14 protein-coding genes and 2 pseudogenes are annotated in these 18,129 nt (G+C 60.5%); 11 read left to right on the forward strand and 5 right to left on the reverse strand.

Features of this window, described 5'->3' with window-relative positions:
* Positions 1 to 87: 87 nt before the first annotated feature.
* From FJD34_RS19030 to FJD34_RS19040, 3 genes are all read left to right on the forward strand, one after another.
* Entirely contained in the window at positions 88 to 1,005 is a 918-nt protein-coding gene (locus FJD34_RS19030) for an NAD synthetase (RefSeq protein WP_090292840.1), read from the forward strand.
* Positions 1,005 to 1,445 carry a hypothetical protein gene (locus FJD34_RS19035; RefSeq protein ID WP_090292842.1) on the forward strand — a complete coding sequence of 147 codons (441 nt, stop codon included), beginning with the start codon at positions 1,005 to 1,007 and terminating at the stop codon, positions 1,443 to 1,445. Before FJD34_RS19030 ends, FJD34_RS19035 begins: the two co-directional genes overlap by 1 nt.
* Before the next feature lie 69 nt (positions 1,446 to 1,514).
* Positions 1,515 to 1,964 carry a hypothetical protein gene (locus FJD34_RS19040; protein WP_032862030.1) on the forward strand — a complete coding sequence of 150 codons (450 nt, stop codon included), beginning with the start codon at positions 1,515 to 1,517 and terminating at the stop codon, positions 1,962 to 1,964.
* Between the two features lie 42 nt (positions 1,965 to 2,006).
* Here FJD34_RS19040 and FJD34_RS19045 read toward each other — a convergent pair.
* Positions 2,007 to 2,147 (reverse strand): annotated as a pseudogene (locus FJD34_RS19045) (type VI secretion system tube protein Hcp); the annotation flags it as partial.
* A 123-nt stretch (positions 2,148 to 2,270) separates the two neighbouring features.
* On the opposite strand from FJD34_RS19045, the pseudogene FJD34_RS19050 reads away from it, so the two are divergent.
* The 5 genes and pseudogenes from FJD34_RS19050 to FJD34_RS19070 all read left to right on the forward strand — a co-directional run bounded on the left by FJD34_RS19050 (position 2,271) and on the right by FJD34_RS19070 (position 10,605).
* Positions 2,271 to 3,174 (forward strand): annotated as a pseudogene (locus FJD34_RS19050) (NAD synthetase).
* A 96-nt stretch (positions 3,175 to 3,270) separates the two neighbouring features.
* The gene (locus FJD34_RS19055) at positions 3,271 to 3,645 is read left to right on the forward strand and encodes a hypothetical protein (protein WP_223232728.1); all 375 of its coding nucleotides are present in this window, start codon (positions 3,271 to 3,273) and stop codon (positions 3,643 to 3,645) included.
* Between the two features lie 201 nt (positions 3,646 to 3,846).
* Positions 3,847 to 7,131, forward strand: coding sequence for a transglutaminase family protein (locus FJD34_RS19060; RefSeq protein WP_090292843.1), 3,285 nt, complete (start codon positions 3,847 to 3,849; stop codon positions 7,129 to 7,131).
* Positions 7,132 to 7,228: 97 nt separating this feature from the next.
* Positions 7,229 to 9,715, forward strand: coding sequence for a circularly permuted type 2 ATP-grasp protein (locus FJD34_RS19065; protein ID WP_032862026.1), 2,487 nt, complete (start codon positions 7,229 to 7,231; stop codon positions 9,713 to 9,715).
* Positions 9,715 to 10,605: a transglutaminase family protein gene (locus FJD34_RS19070; RefSeq protein ID WP_090292845.1), complete on the forward strand. Its 891-nt coding sequence runs from the start codon at positions 9,715 to 9,717 to the stop codon at positions 10,603 to 10,605. The genes FJD34_RS19065 and FJD34_RS19070 overlap by 1 nt, the downstream gene beginning before the upstream one ends.
* Positions 10,606 to 10,704: 99 nt before the next feature.
* On the opposite strand, the gene FJD34_RS19075 is transcribed toward FJD34_RS19070, so the two are convergent.
* The gene (locus tag FJD34_RS19075) at positions 10,705 to 10,887 is read right to left on the reverse strand and encodes a hypothetical protein (RefSeq protein ID WP_032862024.1); all 183 of its coding nucleotides are present in this window, start codon (positions 10,885 to 10,887) and stop codon (positions 10,705 to 10,707) included.
* Positions 10,888 to 11,269: 382 nt separating this feature from the next.
* Here FJD34_RS19075 and azu point away from each other — a divergent pair, with 382 nt between their 5' ends.
* Positions 11,270 to 11,716 (forward strand): azurin, encoded by a 447-nt coding sequence (gene azu, locus FJD34_RS19080; protein WP_032862023.1) that lies wholly within the window; start codon positions 11,270 to 11,272, stop codon positions 11,714 to 11,716.
* Between the two features lie 133 nt (positions 11,717 to 11,849).
* Here the strand turns inward: azu and nadE are convergent, their stop codons facing one another.
* The 3 genes from nadE to FJD34_RS19095 form a co-directional block, all read right to left on the reverse strand.
* Positions 11,850 to 12,677 (reverse strand): ammonia-dependent NAD(+) synthetase, encoded by an 828-nt coding sequence (gene nadE, locus FJD34_RS19085; protein WP_032862022.1) that lies wholly within the window; start codon positions 12,675 to 12,677, stop codon positions 11,850 to 11,852.
* A 3-nt stretch (positions 12,678 to 12,680) separates the two neighbouring features.
* Positions 12,681 to 13,895 carry a nicotinate phosphoribosyltransferase gene (gene pncB, locus FJD34_RS19090; protein WP_029300515.1) on the reverse strand — a complete coding sequence of 405 codons (1,215 nt, stop codon included), beginning with the start codon at positions 13,893 to 13,895 and terminating at the stop codon, positions 12,681 to 12,683.
* Positions 13,896 to 14,032: 137 nt separating this feature from the next.
* A complete protein-coding gene (locus FJD34_RS19095; protein WP_032862020.1) occupies positions 14,033 to 14,923 on the reverse strand; it encodes a LysR family transcriptional regulator in 891 nt (296 codons plus the stop codon).
* 150 nt (positions 14,924 to 15,073) lie between these two features.
* On the opposite strand from FJD34_RS19095, the gene amaB reads away from it, so the two are divergent.
* Together amaB and amaA are read left to right on the forward strand one after the other, a co-directional pair.
* Complete coding sequence (amaB, locus tag FJD34_RS19100) at positions 15,074 to 16,564, forward strand: L-piperidine-6-carboxylate dehydrogenase (RefSeq protein WP_090292847.1); 1,491 nt, start codon at positions 15,074 to 15,076, stop codon at positions 16,562 to 16,564.
* A 152-nt stretch (positions 16,565 to 16,716) separates the two neighbouring features.
* On the forward strand, positions 16,717 to 18,000 hold the full coding sequence (gene amaA / locus FJD34_RS19110; RefSeq protein WP_032862016.1) for an L-pipecolate oxidase: 1,284 nt from the start codon (positions 16,717 to 16,719) through the stop codon (positions 17,998 to 18,000).
* Positions 18,001 to 18,129 lie beyond the last annotated feature (129 nt).

Raw genomic sequence — 18,129 nt, forward strand, 5'->3', positions numbered from 1 at the left:
GGCGCTTGTGAGTTTTTCGCGAGCAAGCTCGCTCCTACAGGAATGAGGCCTCTGCGGCCACTCGAACCCGTCAAGGAAGAACACCCCATGAGCAACCCCCTGCTCAACATCGGCATGGACTCCAGCCGCTCCCAGTTCATGGCGCGCCAGCGCATCGAAAGCCAGATCAACCTGCCCCGCCTGTTCGCCGCCATCGACGCCGACCCCGGCATCGTCGGTGCGGGCGTGGTGTATATCGATGCGGACTTCAATGTCGTGACTCTGCGCGAGTTCAAGCCGATCTGCAGCATCAAGCCCAAGCGCATCATTTTACGTGAGGCGCAGAGGTACATTGCGCCGGCGCAGTTTGCCCAGCAGGTGACAAACAACCCGCGTGAGTCTCGGTTGGTGGGGGAAGCGGTCAATACGACCCTGTCTTGTGCGGGTGCAATCCTCGGTTGGATTGTCGTGTTCAGCGGCACAGTCGCCGTGCCTTTCACGGGGGGCGCGAGCCTGGTGGTGACGGGCATTGGCGCGACTGCTGCAGCGGCCAGTACTGCGCAATGTGTAGTCGGGGGTATGAGAACTATCAACGAACTCAATGACCCGGCAGCCAATGACGATATGGATAGCGAAGACTGGTATCGCTATGCAATGCCGGTATTGGACGCCGCTTCACTGCTGGGTGCCGGCGCCTCAACTCTGACGACTCTTCGGCTGCTGCAGGCTCGAAAGGTGACGACTGGCAGAAGTTGGTACGAGTTGTCCAAGGGGTTGACCCGTCAGCAACGTAAGGCGCTCACCAAGGAGTTGCTAAGCCTGAAAGATCCAAGCTTGAGCAATAAGCTCTTGAAACTGCGCCAGCGCTCCGGTGAGTTGAGCAAGCGCTATTCGGCGACCGAGATCAATCACGCTACTGTGACGCAGATCAGAGATTCCCTGGGCGCTGCCATTGGTTTTACCGGGAGCGCCTTATCAGGCAACATTCGAACTGTTGCAGTTGGCCTGTATGAGGAGCTTGAGTGATGGATCGCCAAGGTTCGCTGAAAGCTTTTTTAGCCCAGTATTTTCCAGCGTTTATATGCGCATTTTTCCTTGCCTGCTTCTCTCTCTCTGTCGCAATTTCACTGGCATCAAGTACATTTTTTCGCAGTGACCCAGAGCGGGCGCGCTATTCTTTTCTGGCGGCAGTTTTCTTGGGATTGCTCTTGGCGTTCAGCCATTTCGTCATGATTAGAGGGCGAGAGTGGGGGGCTTGGGCCATCGCAGCCTTCTACGTTGTCTGTTTTCTGGTCGTGCTGCCGACCTATAGCTATCGGCCACATATGGCTGCGTATGTAATAGGGCTGTTGTTTCCGTTGCTGGGGCTGTTGTTGTTCAATAGTCAACGTCATAGGGACATGCGCCGTCAGCTTCTGGAGATCCGTCGTCTGCGCCAATCCTTGAAATCACAGCGCAAAAAATGATGCCCCCTCACAACCTCAACATTATTCAGAAGGTAGCAACTGCTGTGGCCTGCACTAGGAACGCGAGCAATGAATGAGCTGCCCAGCATTCGTAGTTTTCTGTCGAAGTATTTTCCGGTCTTTATGGGGGCTATATTCGCGTCCATTTTTACTCTGGTGTTTGCGGTCCCGTTGTTTTTCGACAGCTATTTGCCAAGCCTTTCCATGGCAGACAACACCAAGTATTCCTTCCTGGGGGGCATAGCGCTCACTCTGTTCATCGTGCACTGCAACTTTATGATTGCGCGCGGGCGTCCACAATGGGTGTGGCCGCTGGTGGTGCTTTTGGGGCTGTGTTTCCTGGGTGTGTTACCCGCCATCAGTGATCGGCAGCATTCGTTAATCTATGGTTTGAGCCTACTGTTTCCATTGCTGGCGCTACTGCTGCTCAATAGCAAGCTCCATCGCGTAATGCGTCAGAAGTTTTTCGACATTCGTCAATTGCGCAAGGCTGCAATCGCCAGGCAAAAAACACGGTAGGCAAGACCAACTGAGGGGGGGCAAACACCTTGGCTCATACCTTCAGATTTTGATGTTTTCGCGAATATTCCAGCCGAACTTGATAGCCCCACCATCCTTGCCTCCATCGGACTTCTGCGGCTGATAGCTGACTTCGATCTTGGAGAAGTTCAGGTTGATCATTTCGCTCAGTACATCCTCGGTAAGTCCCGCATGGCCTTGAGGTACGTTCAGGAAGTGGCTGTCTGAAGAAAGGAAAAAATCCGACATTCTTGAGCGATGCACTGTCTTTACGCTCGGCGCTCTTGTGTACTCAGGAGTAAAAGGATGACTTCCAGTGTATTGAGGGATGGTTTCTCCATCGACCATTCCATGACGCGGCAACGGGTTGAAAGCAGTATCGACCTACGCCGATTGTTTGCGGCCATCGACGCTGATCCCGCTATTGTCGGGGCCGGGGTGGTGTATCTCGATGCGCAAATGCGCGTGGTGGTGTTGCGTGAGTTTCAGCCGATTTGCAGCATTGCGCCGAAGAAGGTGATTTTGCGGGAAGCTCCCAGCTATATCGGGCGGGTGGAGTTTGCTCGGCGGCTGGAGAACGAGCCGCGAGAGTCGCAGGTGGCGTTTGAAGCGGTTAATGCGGCGTTGGCGTGTAGTTCGGCGGTGATCAGTTGTGGGGGGCTCGGTGCTGAGTCCTTTTACCTTCGGGGCGACGGGTGTGGTTGCTGTGATTAGTTATACGTCAGCAGTAGCCAGTTCGATCCAGTGCGTGATTGGCGCTCGCCGGACCAGGAATGAAATGACTGACCCTGCCCGTAATGACGCTCTGGATAGCGATCAATGGTATCAGGCCGTAACGACCGGATTGGATGCGGCTTCGTTGTTAGGTGCTGGTAGCGCAGCGCTGTCGACGATTCGGTTCGTCAGCATGCTCAAAAAGGCAACGGGGAAAAACACACACCAGGTACTCAAAGGGCTGAGTCGACAGGAGCGGGTAAAGCTCACCAGGGAGTTACTCAGTATCAACCATCCGGAATTGACCCGGAAAATGATCAAGCTGAAACAAATGGCTGGAGAGATGCCAAAGCGCTACACCTCGGCTGAAGTAAGGCGCGGGACCATCATGCAGATGCTTGATGCCCTTGGCGCCGTATCGGGCATTACTGGCAGCATGCGTTCCGGCAACATCCGGACTATTGCGGTTGGACTCTACGAGGAGACATCAGAATGAAGTTTCTCGTGCCACTTCGTCCTTTTTTGGTCCGTAATTTCCCCGTGTTTATTGGCGTAATTTTTTTCAGGTTTCTTCGGCAGTACTGCTGTTGTCGTGTTGGTGGAAAATTATTATTTACCATCGTTATCAAATGCTGCTGCTGAAAATGCCTGCGTGGTCTTGGCTTTATTTATCACACACTGCAACTTCATGATCGCCTATGGGCGACCGAAGTGGGCCAAGGGCATGTACGGCCTTTTCATCGCCTGCCTATTGGTTGCCTTGCCAGGTTTTCAGTTCTCGCCGCACCCATTCATTTACGCAGAAAGCTTCTTTTGGCCGGTACTTGGGCTGCTGCTGCTGCGCAGTAAACGCCATCGAGAAATGTGTGCAAAAGCCGTAGAGCTTCACCATATGCGCCGGAAAGTATCGGCGGCCATTAGCAAGCGACGTAAACATGAGCGGGCAATAATAAGGAAGTCGAGGTGATTCCCCACCCCATTGGCCGCCAAACCGATACCGCCCCACCCACATTCGCCACAAATGTGTGCAACCCTTGCACCACGGCGGTCACTCTCGCGCCGTTTTGGTGCTGTACTGCACCGGGTCCCTTGATAAAGCGCAATGACCGCCGCTCTGGCATAAGTCTTGCGCGCTTTGTTTCCATGCCCTGGCTCGCAGGAGGCCGCCGTGTCGATTCATGTCGCGTTGCACCATGTTACGCATTACCGCTACGACCGCGCTGTGGAGCTTGGCCCGCAGATTGTGCGCCTGCGCCCGGCGGCCCATAGCCGCACGCGGATCCTGTCCTACGCGCTGAAAGTGCTGCCCGAGCAGCATTTCATCAATTGGCAGCAAGACCCCCAGGGCAATTACCTGGCGCGCTTGGTTTTCCCGGAAAAGACCGATGAGCTGCGCATCGAGGTGGATCTGGTCGCCGAGATGGCGGTGTTCAACCCGTTCGATTTCTTCCTTGAACCCTACGCTGAAAAAATCCCCTTCAGTTACGCCGCCGATGAGCAGCGCGAGCTGGCGCCGTATCTGGAAACCTTGCCGCTGACGCCGAAGTTCGCCGCGTACCTGGCCGGTATCGACCGCACGCCACTGCCAGCCGTGGACTTCCTGGTTGGCCTCAATCAGCGCCTGGCTGCCGATATCGGCTACCTGATCCGCATGGAGCCCGGCGTACAGACCCCGGAGTTCACTCTGGAAAACGCCAGCGGCTCGTGCCGCGATTCGGCCTGGCTGCTGGTGCAGTTGCTGCGCAACCTGGGCTTGGCGGCGCGGTTTGTTTCCGGTTACCTGATTCAGCTCACCGCCGACGTCAAGGCCCTCGACGGCCCCTCGGGCACCGAGGTGGACTTCACCGACCTGCACGCCTGGTGCGAAGTGTATTTGCCGGGCGCGGGCTGGATTGGCCTGGATGCTACGTCCGGGTTGTTCGCTGGTGAAGGGCATATCCCGTTGGCCTGTAGTCCTGATCCTTCGTCAGCGGCGCCTATCAGTGGTCTGGTCGAGCCCTGCGAGTGCGAATTTACCCACGAGATGTCGGTGGAGCGCATCTGGGAAGCGCCACGTGTCACCAAGCCCTACACCGAAGAGCAGTGGCTGGCGATCCAGGCGCTGGGGCGGCAGATTGATGGCGACCTGCTCAAGGACGACGTGCGCCTGACCATGGGCGGCGAACCGACATTTGTCTCCATCGACGACCCCGACGGCGCCGAGTGGAACACCGCCGCCCTGGGCCCGGACAAGCGTCGGCTGTCTGCCGAGTTGTTCCAGCGCATGCGCAAGCACTATGCGCCCAAGGGGCTGGTGCATTTCGGCCAGGGCAAGTGGTACCCCGGCGAGCAATTGCCGCGTTGGTCCCTCAACTGCCATTGGCGTCGCGATGGCGTGCCGGTCTGGCACAACAGCGCGTTGATCGCCGATGAACAGCAGGACTACGGCGCCGATGAGGTGATGGCCGGGCGCTTTCTGGCCAGTGTCGCCGAGCGCCTGAAGTTGCCGGCGCGCTTTGTGTTCCCGGCCTACGAAGACAATTTCTACTACCTGTGGCGCGAGGGTGCGCTGGCACAGAATGTCAGTGCCCAAGACCCGCGACTGGACGACGAACTGGAGCGTGCGCGACTGCGCAAGGTGTTTACCCAGGGCCTGGATAAAGTCATTGGCCAGGTTTTACCGCTGGCGCGCACGGCGGCCAATGATCGCTGGCAAAGCGGTCGCTGGTACCTGCGCGACAACCATTGTCGGCTGGTGCCTGGGGATTCGCCGCTGGGCTATCGTTTGCCATTGGCCTCGCAGCCGTGGGTGACGGCGGCCGACTACCCCTTCGTGCATCCGACCGATCCCAATCAGGATCTGCCGCCATTGCCTGTCACGGCGCCGGCCCCTGGCGAGCCTGCTCCCAGTGAAGAGCGGGTGCCCAGGATCGACGAGTCGGCTGACTGGCTGACGCGTACCGCCTTGTGTGCCGAGGCGCGGGAAGGTCGGCTCTATCTGTTTATGCCGCCCCTGGAGCGGGTCGAGGATTACCTGGAGCTGGTGGCGGTCATCGAGGCCTGCGCCGAAGAACTGCATTGCCCGGTGCTGCTGGAAGGCTACGAGCCGCCAAGCGATCCGCGCCTGAGCAACTTCCGCGTCACGCCCGACCCCGGCGTAATCGAAGTCAATGTGCAGCCGTCCGCGACCTGGGATGAATTGGTGGAGCGCACCGAGTTCCTCTATGAAGAGGCCCGGCAAACCCGCCTGACTACCGAAAAATTCATGATCGACGGGCGTCACACCGGCACCGGTGGCGGTAACCACTTTGTGCTCGGCGGCGCCACGCCCAAGGACTCACCGTTCCTGCGTCGCCCGGACCTGTTGCGCAGTTTGATCAGCTATTGGCACAACCATCCGTCCTTGTCGTACCTGTTTTCCGGCCTGTTTATCGGCCCGACCTCCCAGGCGCCACGGGTGGATGAGGCGCGCAACGATGCGCTGTATGAACTGGAAATCGCCTTCGCGCAGATGCCCGAGCCTGGGGAGGAATGCCCACCTTGGTTGGTGGACCGGCTGTTGCGCAACCTGCTGATTGACGTCACCGGCAACACCCATCGCGCCGAGTTTTGCATCGACAAGCTCTACTCCCCCGACGGCGCCACCGGGCGCCTGGGCCTGCTGGAACTGCGTGCCTTTGAAATGCCGCCCCACGCGCGCATGAGCCTGACCCAGCAGTTGCTGCTGCGGGCACTGGTGGCGCGTTTTTGGCGCGAGCCCTACGCGCCGCCGAAACTGGCGCGCTGGGGCACGGAACTGCACGACCGTTTCCTGCTGCCGCACTTTATCGAGCAGGACTTTGCCGACGTTATCGTCGACCTCAACGCGGCCGGCTACCCGCTGCGCGCCGAGTGGTTCGCCGCGCACCTGGAGTTCCGCTTTCCCAAGATCGGCGACTATGCCGTCAGCGGTATCGAACTGGAACTGCGCCAGGCCCTGGAGCCCTGGCATGTGCTGGGCGAGGAGGGCGCGGCGGGCGGGACGGTGCGTTATGTGGACTCATCCCTTGAGCGCTTGCAGGTGAAACTCAGCGGCTTGCCGCCGCAGCGTTATGTGCTGACCTGCAACGGCGTGGCCGTGCCGCTGCATGCCACCGGGCGTGTGGGTGAGTTTGTCGCCGGCGTGCGCTATCGCGCCTGGCAACCGGCCAATTGCTTGCAGCCGACCATCCCGGTGCATGCGCCGCTGGTGTTTGATCTGCTCGATACCTGGATGCAGCGTTCCCTGGGCGGCTGCCAATACCATGTGGCCCATCCGGGCGGGCGCAATTACGACAGCCTGCCGGTCAATGCCAATGAAGCCGAGAGCCGGCGCATGGCGCGGTTTTTCCGCTTGGGGCATAGCCCCGGGAAGCTGCCAGTACCGCCGGTGGTCGTGAACGACGAGTTGCCAATGACCCTGGATCTGCGGCGGTTTCCCCATAAAAATGACTAAACACAATCCTACTGTAGGAGCCGGCAAGCCAGCTCCTACAGTAGATTTGCAGTGTTTGTGAGTTAATCTGAGCCCCCATGCCTCTGCCGAGCGTTCCATGTCCGACTTGCTCGACCGTTACCCGCTGACTGCGGGCACTTATCACGAACTGCTGGACGACAGCGGTGCCGTCCGTACCCATTGGCGGCGCTTGCTTGACCATCTGCAGCGCAGCACCCCGGCACAACTGGCCCAGCGCCAGGCGTTGCTGACCCGCCAGATCCAGGAAAACGGCGTGACCTACAACGTCTACGCCGACCCCAAGGGCGCGGACCGCCCCTGGGAGCTGGACTTGCTGCCGCACGTATTGGCGGCGGATGAGTGGGCGCATTTGTCCGCGGGCATCGCCCAGCGCGCACGGTTGCTCAACGCCGTGCTGGCCGACCTGTACGGCCCGCAACGTCTGATTGCCGAAGGTTTGCTGCCAGCAGAGCTGGTGTTCGGGCATAACAATTACCTGTGGCCGTGCCAGGGCATCCAGCCGCCCGATGGCGTGTTCCTGCACCTGTATGCGGTGGACCTGGCGCGCACCCCGGACGGTCGCTGGTGGGTCACGGCGGATCGCACCCAGGCGCCGTCCGGCGCCGGCTACGCCCTGGAAAACCGGACCATCGTGTCCCGTGCGTTCCCGGACCTGTATCGCGACTTGCAAGTGCAGCACCTCACCGGCTTTTTCCGCACCCTGCAGGAAACCCTGGCCCGCCAGGCGCCGGGCGATGACCAGCCGCCGCTGATCGTGCTGCTGACCCCGGGGCGGTTCAACGAAAGCTATTTCGAACACCTGTACCTGGCCCGCCAGCTCGGTTACCCACTGGTAGAAGGCGGCGACCTGACGGTGCGCGACAGTACGGTGTACCTCAAGACCCTCAGCGGCCTGCGCCGTGTACACGCGATCATGCGGCGGCTGGACGATGATTTTTGCGACCCGCTGGAGCTGCGCACCGACTCGGCCCTGGGCGTGCCCGGCCTGTTGGATGCGGTGCGCCAGGGCAATGTACTGGTGGCCAACGCCTTGGGCGCCGGCGTGCTGGAGTCTCCCGGCTTGCTGGGTTTTTTGCCGAAGATCAATCAGTTTCTGTTTGGCGAAGAACTGATCCTGCCGTCCATCGCCACCTGGTGGTGCGGCGAGGCGCCGGTGCTGGCTGAAGCCCTGGAAAAGCTCCCGGAGCTGCTGATCAAGCCGGCGTTTCCCTCGCAAAGTTTTGCCCCGGTGTTTGGTCGCGACCTGAACCAGGAACAACGCCAGGCTCTGGCTGAACGAATACAGGCGCGCCCCTATGCCTACGTCGCGCAAGAGTTGGCGCAACTGTCCCAGGCGCCGGTCTGGCACACGGTGGACGATCATCTACAGCATCGCGCCATCGGCATGCGCGTGTACGCGGTGGCCAGCGAAGACGGCTACCGGGTGTTGCCGGGCGGCCTGACCCGTGTGGCGGCGCAGGCGGACGCAGAAGTGGTGTCGATGCAACGTGGTGGGGCAAGCAAGGACACCTGGGTCCTGGGCGAGCGCGCCCCAGGTGGCGAACAATGGCGGGCGCAGCGAGTGATTGGCGCTCACGACCTGGTGCGCCGCGACCCGTACCTGCCCTCGCGGGTGGTGGAAAACCTGTTCTGGTTCGGCCGTTACTGTGAGCGCTGTGATGACAGTGCACGCTGGCTGCGCATCGTCCTCGCCCGCTATGTCGACGGTGACGATCCGCTGGCCTTGCAGGCCGCCGTGGAGCTTGGAGAAAGCCTGCGCCTGCTGCCGGAGGAGGGTGAGTTGCCAGAGCGGCTGCTGGAAGCCCTGCTCGGTGATGACTGGCCGTCGAGCCTGCGTGCCAATTTGCAGCGTTTGCAGTGGGCGGCGTCCCAGGTGCGCGGCAAGTTGTCCCGGGAGAACTGGCAGGCTCTGGTGGAGTTGCAGCGCGAGGCCATGGAGCTGGAAAGCGAGACCCCGGACTTTGGCCAGTTACTGGACTTCCTCAACCGTCTGGTGATGTCCCTGGCGGCCTTGTCCGGTTTTGCCCTGGACGACATGACCCGCGACGAAGGCTGGCGTTTCTTGATGATGGGCCGGCGTATCGAGCGCCTGCAATTTCTCAGCAGCAGCCTCGCGGCCTTCTTGCGCGGCGTGGCGGTGTTCGATCAGGCCGGGCTGGACTGGTTGCTGGAGCTGGGCAACAGCAGCATCACCTACCGCTCGCGCTACCTGGCGGTGCCGCAATTGATTCCGGTGCTGGACCTGTTGCTACTGGATGAACAGAACCCCCACGCAGTGCTGTTCCAGCTCAAACTGGTGAGCCGCACCCTGCGCCGGCTCAACGATGACTTCGGTGTGCCGCGGGAGACCGGCCTGGCGCCGCTGGTGGAGCGCCTGTCGCGCTTTGACCTGGGTTGCCTGGAGAACCCGCTGTTTGGCGACGCCGGCGTACGCGCGGCCCTCGATGGCCTGGCGGACCTGTTGCAGGCCGTCGCCGATGAAAGCGGGCAAGTTTCCGATCGCCTGGCCTTGCGCCATTTTGCCCATGTGGATGATGTCAGCCAGCAAACGGTGTCTGTGTGATGAGTGCGCGCTACCAGATTTTCCACGATACCCATTACCACTACGACAGCCCGGTGTCCCTGGCCCAGCAACTGGCGCACTTGTGGCCGCGCCCCTGTGCCTGGCAGCGCTGCACTTCGCGGCAATTGGAGATCAGCCCCGAACCGACTGCGCGCCGCGATGAGCTGGACGTGTTTGGCAACCCGATCACCCGGCTGGCGTTCGAGCGGCCCCATGATGAATTGTTGGTCAATGCCGGCTTGACCGTCGAAGTGCTGGCCCGGCCGGTGCTGGATTTCAGCCAGTCACCGCCCTGGGACCAGACTCGCGACAGCCTGACCTACAGCAGCCAGCCGTTGTCGGCAGAGGCCATCGAGGCGTGCCGTTATCGTTTTGAATCGCCCTACGTGCATCTGAAGAAAACCTTCGTCGAGTTCTCCGAGAGTTGTTTTCCTGCCGGTCGTCCGCTGTTGTTGGGCGTGCAGGCGTTGATGGAGAAGATTTTCAGCGAGTTCACCTTCGATGCCGAAGCCACCCAGGTCGCCACGCCGCTGGTGGAGGTGCTGGAGCGCCGACGGGGGGTTTGCCAGGACTTTGCCCATCTGATGCTCGCTTGCCTGCGCTCACGGGGCCTGGCGGCGCGTTACATCAGTGGCTACCTGCTGACCCAGCCGCCGCCTGGCCAGCCACGGCTGATCGGCGCCGATGCGTCGCACGCGTGGGTGTCGGTATTTTGCCCGGTGTCAGGTTGGGTGGATTTTGATCCGACCAACAACGTGCAGCCGGCACTGGAGCACATCACCCTGGCCTGGGGCCGGGATTTTTCCGATGTCTCGCCGTTGCGGGGGGTGATTCTGGGGGGAGGGAGCCATGACCCGGAAGTGCGGGTAACGGTGATGCCATTAATGTAGGAGCGAGCTTGCTCGCGAAAAACGCAAGGGCACCGCATAAAGCCAGGATGTCCGCGTTATCGTTGTAACGCTTCGCGAGCAAGCTCGCTCCTACAGGTGTTATTCAGCCGGGTCTTTCGCGGTCTCGGTGTCATCAGCAGCCACTTCACCTTCGGCATCCGGGTTCAGTGCGCCAGCTTCTTCGTCAGCTGCAGCTTTCTTGCGTTGCAGCTTTTCCTCTTTCTTCTGTTCCTTGGCCAAGTCTCTCTGACGTTTGGCGAAGGAGTAATTAGGTTTTGCCATGGGCGATCCTCTGGGGTCGAAGGTGAGGTTGAGCGGCGGCTATTCTGCCTTTAAACGCGCCCCAAGGGGTAATCGGGTTTCAGAATCGCCTCTCAAGATTAAACGTTAGTCGACATTAACCGTTTCGTAAGTACCACTGGCGCCACAGGCGTAAGTGGCAAGCAGGCTGCGCAACAGGCTATTGAGGTGCATGGCTCGGACTCCAAAAGGGGGTGATGGACCGATCTTAGGCGGCGTGCGGCACTTTGGCTGGTTGATTCTGTCGATCAGTCTGATAGCCTAAAGTTGTATACAATTTGTTGATTCAGATCATTGGAACATCTGCCTGCCTCAGGCACCCTTGTCGCATATGCGTTTTCTAAACCCTGCCTTGGAGATTCACATGTTTGCCAAAATCGTTGCTGTTTCCCTGCTGACTCTGGCTAGCGGCCAGTTGCTTGCTGCAGAGTGCAAGGTCACCGTCGACTCCACCGACCAGATGTCCTTCAACACCAAAGCCATTGAAATCGACAAGAGCTGCAAGACGTTCACCGTTGATCTGAAACACTCCGGCAACCTGCCGAAGAACGTCATGGGTCACAACTGGGTGTTGACCACTGAGGCTGATATGCAGCCGGTTGCAACCGATGGCATGGCCGCCGGTATCGACAAGAACTACTTGAAAGAAGGCGATACCCGCATCATCGCCCATACCAAGATCATCGGCGCTGGTGAAACCGACTCGGTGACCTTCGATGTGTCCAAGCTCAAGGCTGATGGCAAATACATGTTCTTCTGCTCGTTCCCAGGCCACATCTCGATGATGAAAGGCACTGTGACCCTGAAGTAAGGCTCAAGACCGCGTTATCGTTCATCGCAGGCAAGCCAGCTCCTACATTTTGATGTGTGAATACATTCAAATGTGGGAGCGGGCTTGCCCGCGATAGCGGTCTGACAATCAATACACAACCACCCGGCCTACCTCACGGCGCAAACGGCATCACCCGCTTGTGCTCAGTCTTGCGATAGGTATCGCAGATAATCCTGAACGCCTCTTCACGCACCGGCTCACCGTGCAGGAACGCATCGATCTCGGTATAGGTCACGCCATGGGACGCTTCATCCGGCTTGCCCGGTGACAGGTCTTCCAGGTCGGCGGTCGGGATCTTCTCCACCAGCGACTCAGGCGCACCAAAGTGCCGGGCAATCGCTCGTACCTGGTTTTTCACCAGGCCGCTCAATGGTGCCAGGTCGCAGGCGCCGTCCCCGAACTTGGTGAAAAAGCCCATCACGGCTTCCGCCGCATGGTCGGTACCGATCACCAGGCCGCTCGCCGCGCCGGCGATGGTGTATTGCGCGACCATGCGCATCCGCGCCTTGGTATTGCCCAGCACAAAGTCACGGGACACCGCCGCCTTGCCTTCGAAGGCCGCCACTTCATTGGCCAGGGCCTTGACCGCCGGGCCGATATTGACGGTGTGGCGCTCGTCCGGGTTGATAAAGTCGACGCTGGCCTGGGCATCGTGTTCGTCGAACTGGGTCTCGTAAGGCAGGCGCACCGCGATAAAGCGGTAAGCGTCATCGCCTTTGAGGGCGCGCAGCTCTTTCATTGCCCGTTGGGCCAGGAGGCCGGCGGTCAGGGAGTCGACGCCGCCGCTGATGCCCAGCACGAGGGTCTTGAGCCCCGAATTGAGCAGACAGTCCTGGATAAAGGTAATCCGCCGGGCCACTTCCGCTGCAAGGGCGGCGTGGTCCTGGAACGGTGGTTGAACCTTGAGCTGTTGGGCAATCTCACGCTGTACGGCTTGCATGATTCACTCCTCGCTAGAGATGGCAGGTACTTTGAAAACGTGGCGCAAATAGGCGACGAAGTTCGGATCCGTGCAATGGGTCTTGCCCGCTTCATCGGAGATCTTCGCCACGGGCTGGCCATTGCAGGCGGTCATTTTAAGCACGATGCTCATCGGTTCCACACCTGGAATGTCACAGGTCAGGTTGGTACCGATGCCAAAGCTGACATTGATCCGCCCGCGCAGCGCCCGGAAAATCTCCAGGGCCTTGGGCAGCGTCAGGCTGTCGGAGAACACCAGGGTCTTGCTCATCGGCTCGATGCCCAGCTTGTGGTAATGGGCGATGGCCTTTTCGGCCCACTGCACCGGGTCGCCAGAGTCGTGGCGCAGGCCGTCGAACAGTTTGGCGAAGTACAGATCGAAATCGCTGAGGAAGGCATCGGTGGTGATGCAATCGGTCAGGGCGATACCCAGCAGGCCACGGTACTCGCGGACCCAGCAATCGAGGGCGGCGATCTGGCTGTCGATCAGCCGCGGGCCCAGTTGCTGGTGGGCCATGATCCATTCGTGGGCCATGGTGCCCAGCGGCTTCATGTCCAGCTCGCGGGCCAGATGTACGTTGCTGGTACCGACGAAACGGCCGGGGAAGTCGTGCTTGAGCACATTCACCACTTCCTCCTGCACGCGGTAGGAGAAGCGCCGCCGGGTGCCGAAGTCCGCGACCTGCAATTCGGCCAGCTCATCGCTGCTGGCGTTGGCGCTCAGCCAGTCGAACTTGCGATACAGCTGTTCGCGCGCCTGCTCCAGGATGATGGTCTGGTAGCGATAGCGGTTGCGCACTTCGCTGACGATGGCCAGCAGTGGCACTTCAAACAGGATCACATGCAGCCACGGGCCGCGCAGGCGGATAAACAGCTCGCCGTTCTCGATGCCGGTCTGCACATAGCGCAGGTTGAAGCGAAACAGACCGAGGAAGCGCAGGAAGTCCGGCTTCATGAAGCTGATACGTTCCAAAAAGCCCAGTTGATCCGGGCTCAGGCTCAACTCGGCCAGGCGCTCGATCTGGTAGCGGATTTCTGCCAGATAAGGGCGCAGGTCTTCGCTGTTGCGGCAACGGAATTCCCATTCAACTTCCACATTGGGGTAGTTGTGCAGCACCGCCTGCATCATGGTCAGCTTGTAGAAGTCGGTGTCGAGCAGGTTCTGCACGATGCGATCGGCAAACACACTCTCGCTCATAACGGGAATCTCCAAACAAGAATGGCGCTAGTGGCGCATAGACCTGTGTTGTTTTGCCAGAGGTTTTTTTGTTGTGGCCTCTGGCGCTATCGCTGGCAAGCCAGCTCCTGCGGGGGAATGCATTCCAAATGTGGGAATCAATCAACCTGCTCCATCATCCACTTCACAAAGTCCCGCACCTTGGGCACCTCCGCCGAATGCTCCGGGTACGCCAGGTAGTACGCATCCTGGCTGGGCATTGCGTGCTGCCAGGGGATCACCAACTTGCCATCCGCCAGCTCTTCTTCCACCAAAAACCGTGGCAACAGCGCCACGCCACAACCCACCTGGGCCGCGCGGATACACATATAGAAGGTATCAAAGCGCGGCCCATGGTAGCTGTGCTCGGTCTGGTAACCGAGGCTGGCGAACCAGTCGTGCCAGCCCTGGGGGCGCGAGGCATTTTGCAGCAGCACCAGGTTGCTCAGTTGCGTGGGGTCAGTGAAAGGCTGGGTGGGCAGGCTCTCTGGGGCGCACACCGGCACCAGTTCCTCACTGAACAGCTTGAGGCTCTCGGTGCCCGGCCGCGAGCCTGCGCCGAAGTAGAAGGCCAGGTCTGCCTTGCCTTGCAGCAGTTCATCCGGCGTCTGCTCGTTGCACAGGTCCAGGTGGATCTGCGGGTGGCGCAGGCGCCAGCCCTTGAGCCGTGGGACCAGCCAGCGCGCGCCGAAGGTGTAGGGCGTGGACACCCGCAGTACTTCGGTCTCGCCGCCGTAGGAGCGCAGGTAGTGGGTCGACATTTCCACCTGGCTGAGGATCTTGCGCACTTCCACCAGATACAGGTCGCCCGCAGGGGTCATCTGCAAGCGGCGGCGCACCCGGCGAAACAGCAGGTGCTGCAGCAACTCTTCCAACTGCGCGACCTGTTTGCTGACGGCGCTCTGCGTGAGGTTCAGCTCCTCGGCGGCGCGGGTGAAACTCAGGTGGCGGGTCACGGCCTCGAAGCACTGCAGGGCGGTGATCGAGGGCAAATGTCTTTTATTGAGCACGGCCTGCCTCTTTTTTATTTTGGCATGAATAAACGGAATGATATCTCGCCTAATCGTCGTTTGTTGGTAAGTCCCGGGCCGGCTACAAATAAGGCCTGGATCGCCGTGTTGGCCGCGGCGCAATTTTTGTGTGGATTGAAGGAGTGACCCATGGTTGCCGCATTGCTTGATCGTCTCGGCGTAGACCCAGCGTTGTACCAGGCCGGTAAACAGCCTGTGCATTCACCCATCGATGGCAGCCGCATCGCCAGTGTGCACTGGGAAGGGGCCGCCGAGGTCGAGCAGCAGGTCAGTCGCGCCGAGCATGCATTCGACGCCTGGCGCAAGGTGCCGGCACCCCGTCGCGGTGAGCTGGTGCGCCAGTTCGGCGACTTGCTGCGTGAGTACAAGGCCGACCTGGGCGAACTGGTGTCCTGGGAAGCCGGCAAGATCACCCAGGAAGGCCTGGGTGAAGTGCAGGAAATGATCGACATCTGCGACTTCGCCGTGGGCCTGTCGCGCCAGTTGTACGGCTTGACCATCGCCTCCGAGCGCCCGGGCCACCATATGCGTGAGACCTGGCACCCGCTGGGCGTGGTTGGCGTGATCAGCGCCTTCAACTTCCCGGTCGCGGTGTGGGCGTGGAACACCGCGCTGGCGCTGGTGTGCGGTAACGCGGTGATCTGGAAACCTTCGGAAAAGACCCCACTCACCGCCCTGGCCTGCCAGGCCTTGTTCGAGCGGGTAGCGAAGAACTTCAGCGACGCGCCACCGTACCTCAGCCAGGTGGTCATTGGCGGTCGCGATGCCGGCGCGGCCCTGGTGGACGACCCACGCGTAGCGCTGATCAGCGCCACCGGCAGCACGCGCATGGGCCGCGAAGTGGCGCCCAAGGTCGCCGCGCGGTTTGCCCGCAGCATTCTTGAACTGGGCGGCAACAACGCGATGATCCTCGGCCCAAGCGCCGACCTGGACATGGCCGTGCGCGCCATCCTGTTCAGCGCGGTGGGTACCGCTGGTCAGCGTTGCACCAGCCTGCGTCGGTTGATCGCCCATGAATCGGTCAAGGAGGAGATCGTCACGCGTCTCAAGGCGGCGTATTCCAAGGTGCGCATCGGCCATCCGCTGGAAGGCAACCTGGTCGGCCCGCTGATCGACAAGCACAGCTTCGACAACATGCAGGACGCCCTGGAACAGGCCTTGAGCGAAGGTGGTCGGGTGTTCGGTGGCAAGCGCCAGTTGGAAGATAAGTTCCCCCATGGCTACTACGTCTCGCCAGCGATTGTGGAGATGCCCGAGCAGAGCGATGTGGTACGCAGCGAAACGTTCGCGCCGATCCTCTACGTGATTGGCTACTGCGATTTTGCCCAAGCCCTGCGCCTGAACAACGAAGTGCCCCAGGGGCTGTCGTCATGCATCTTCACCACTGATGTGCGCGAAGCCGAGCAATTCATGTCGGCGGTAGGCAGCGACTGCGGGATCGCCAACGTCAATATCGGCCCGAGCGGTGCAGAGATCGGTGGCGCGTTTGGTGGCGAGAAAGAAACCGGTGGCGGGCGTGAATCGGGCTCGGATGCGTGGCGCGGGTACATGCGCCGCCAGACCAATACCGTGAACTATTCGCTGGAGTTGCCGCTAGCGCAGGGCATTACCTTCGACTGAGCCTCCAGCCCAAATGCGGTCAATGTGGGAGCTGGCTTGCCTGCGATGGCGATGGCGAATCCAATACCGCTATCGCAGGCAAGCCAGCTCCCACAGTTGATCGGGTTTGCCGTTCAACAATTGTTTGTTAGGTCTCATCCCGGAGTCTGGCAATGCCATTACGCGAAGCGTGTTTGTGGGAACAACTGACCCCTGGCCGGCCGGATCGCGCCGCGCTCAAGGGCGAAGTAAAAGCCGATGTGTGCGTGATCGGCGCCGGTATCACCGGTTTGTCAGCGGCCATCCATCTGCTGGAGCAAGGTAAAAGTGTGTGCGTGCTGGAGGCCCATCGCACCGGCCATGGCGGTTCGGGGCGTAACGTTGGCTTGGTCAATGCCGGGCTGTGGATCCCCCCGGACGAGATCGAGGCCGGTTTCGGCACGGCGGTGGGCAGCCAGCTCAACCGCATGCTCGGTGCGGCACCGTCCCTGGTGTTCAGCCTGATCGACAAGTACAAGATTGATTGCCAGTTGCGCCGTGAGGGCACCTTGCACATGGCGCACAACGCCCGTGGCGAAGCCGACCTGCGCAGCCGCGAGGAACAATGGAAGCGCCGCGGCGCGCCCGTCGAACTGTTGACCGGTGCTGCGTGCGAGCAGGCCACCGGCACCAAAAAGATCGCCGCCGCCTTGCTCGACCGGCGCGCCGGTACCTTGAACCCGATGGCCTACACCAGCGGCCTGGCCAATGCGGCGGTGGGTCTGGGCGGGCAGTTGTTCGACCATTCCCCAGTGACTCAATTGGAGCGCCAGGGCCAGCACTGGTCTGTGCAAACTGCCCAGGGCGCGGTGCAGGCTGCACAAGTGGTGATCGCCTCCAATGCCTACACCGAAGGTGAGTGGACGGATTTGCGGCGCAATTTTTTCCCCGGCTATTACTACCAAGTGGCTTCGGCGCCATTGAGCGATGACGCCGCGCAACAAATCCTCCCGGGCGGCCAGGGTTCCTGGGATACGCGCCAGGTGCTGAGCAGCATCCGCCGCGATGCCGAGGGGCGTTTGTTGCTGGGCAGCCTGGGCAATGGCAACCAGAAGCCGGCGTGGTTCCTCAAGGCCTGGGCTGACCGTGTGCAGCAGCATTATTTCCCGTTTCTCAAGGCGGTGGATTGGCAATACACCTGGACCGGCTGCATCGCCTTCACCCCGGACCACTTGATGCGCCTTTTCGAGCCTGCGCCCGGCTTGGTGGCGGTCACTGGCTACAACGGGCGTGGTGTGACCACGGGCAGTGTAGTGGGCAAGGCATTTGCCGATTATTTGTGCCACCAGGATCCCCAGGCCCTGCCAATTCCGTTCGCCCCCATGCAACCGCTGGCCGGGGTGGGCCTGCGCAGTTGCCTGTACGAGGCTGGGTTTTCGCTGTACCACGCCGGCCAATGCCTGCGAATTGTCATCTGATCAGCGAAATACCCCTCAAAAGCCGGCATTTTCTTAGCCGGCTACTAATCTGTATTGGTGCGAGTCGTAGCAGTGACGCACTGTAAATGTGCACTTCCGTTACGCCCATGGTTACAGATGATCAAGGGT

It is taken from the genome of Pseudomonas brenneri (genome assembly GCF_007858285.1).
GTDB lineage: Bacteria > Pseudomonadota > Gammaproteobacteria > Pseudomonadales > Pseudomonadaceae > Aquipseudomonas > Aquipseudomonas brenneri.

Excerpts from the sequence above, each read along its gene's own strand:
- FJD34_RS19030 (WP_090292840.1), top strand. The coding sequence starts at position 88 with ATGAGCAACCCCCTGCTCAACATCGGCATGGACTCCAGCCGCTCCCAG.
- FJD34_RS19035 (WP_090292842.1), top strand. The coding sequence starts at position 1,005 with ATGGATCGCCAAGGTTCGCTGAAAGCTTTTTTAGCCCAGTATTTTCCA.
- FJD34_RS19040 (WP_032862030.1), top strand. The coding sequence starts at position 1,515 with ATGAATGAGCTGCCCAGCATTCGTAGTTTTCTGTCGAAGTATTTTCCG.
- FJD34_RS19065 (WP_032862026.1), top strand. The coding sequence starts at position 7,229 with ATGTCCGACTTGCTCGACCGTTACCCGCTGACTGCGGGCACTTATCAC.
- FJD34_RS19070 (WP_090292845.1), top strand. The coding sequence starts at position 9,715 with ATGAGTGCGCGCTACCAGATTTTCCACGATACCCATTACCACTACGAC.
- FJD34_RS19075 (WP_032862024.1), bottom strand. The coding sequence starts at position 10,887 with ATGGCAAAACCTAATTACTCCTTCGCCAAACGTCAGAGAGACTTGGCC.
- azu (WP_032862023.1), top strand. The coding sequence starts at position 11,270 with ATGTTTGCCAAAATCGTTGCTGTTTCCCTGCTGACTCTGGCTAGCGGC.
- nadE (WP_032862022.1), bottom strand. The coding sequence starts at position 12,677 with ATGCAAGCCGTACAGCGTGAGATTGCCCAACAGCTCAAGGTTCAACCA.
- pncB (WP_029300515.1), bottom strand. The coding sequence starts at position 13,895 with ATGAGCGAGAGTGTGTTTGCCGATCGCATCGTGCAGAACCTGCTCGAC.
- amaB (WP_090292847.1), top strand. The coding sequence starts at position 15,074 with ATGGTTGCCGCATTGCTTGATCGTCTCGGCGTAGACCCAGCGTTGTAC.
- amaA (WP_032862016.1), top strand. The coding sequence starts at position 16,717 with ATGCCATTACGCGAAGCGTGTTTGTGGGAACAACTGACCCCTGGCCGG.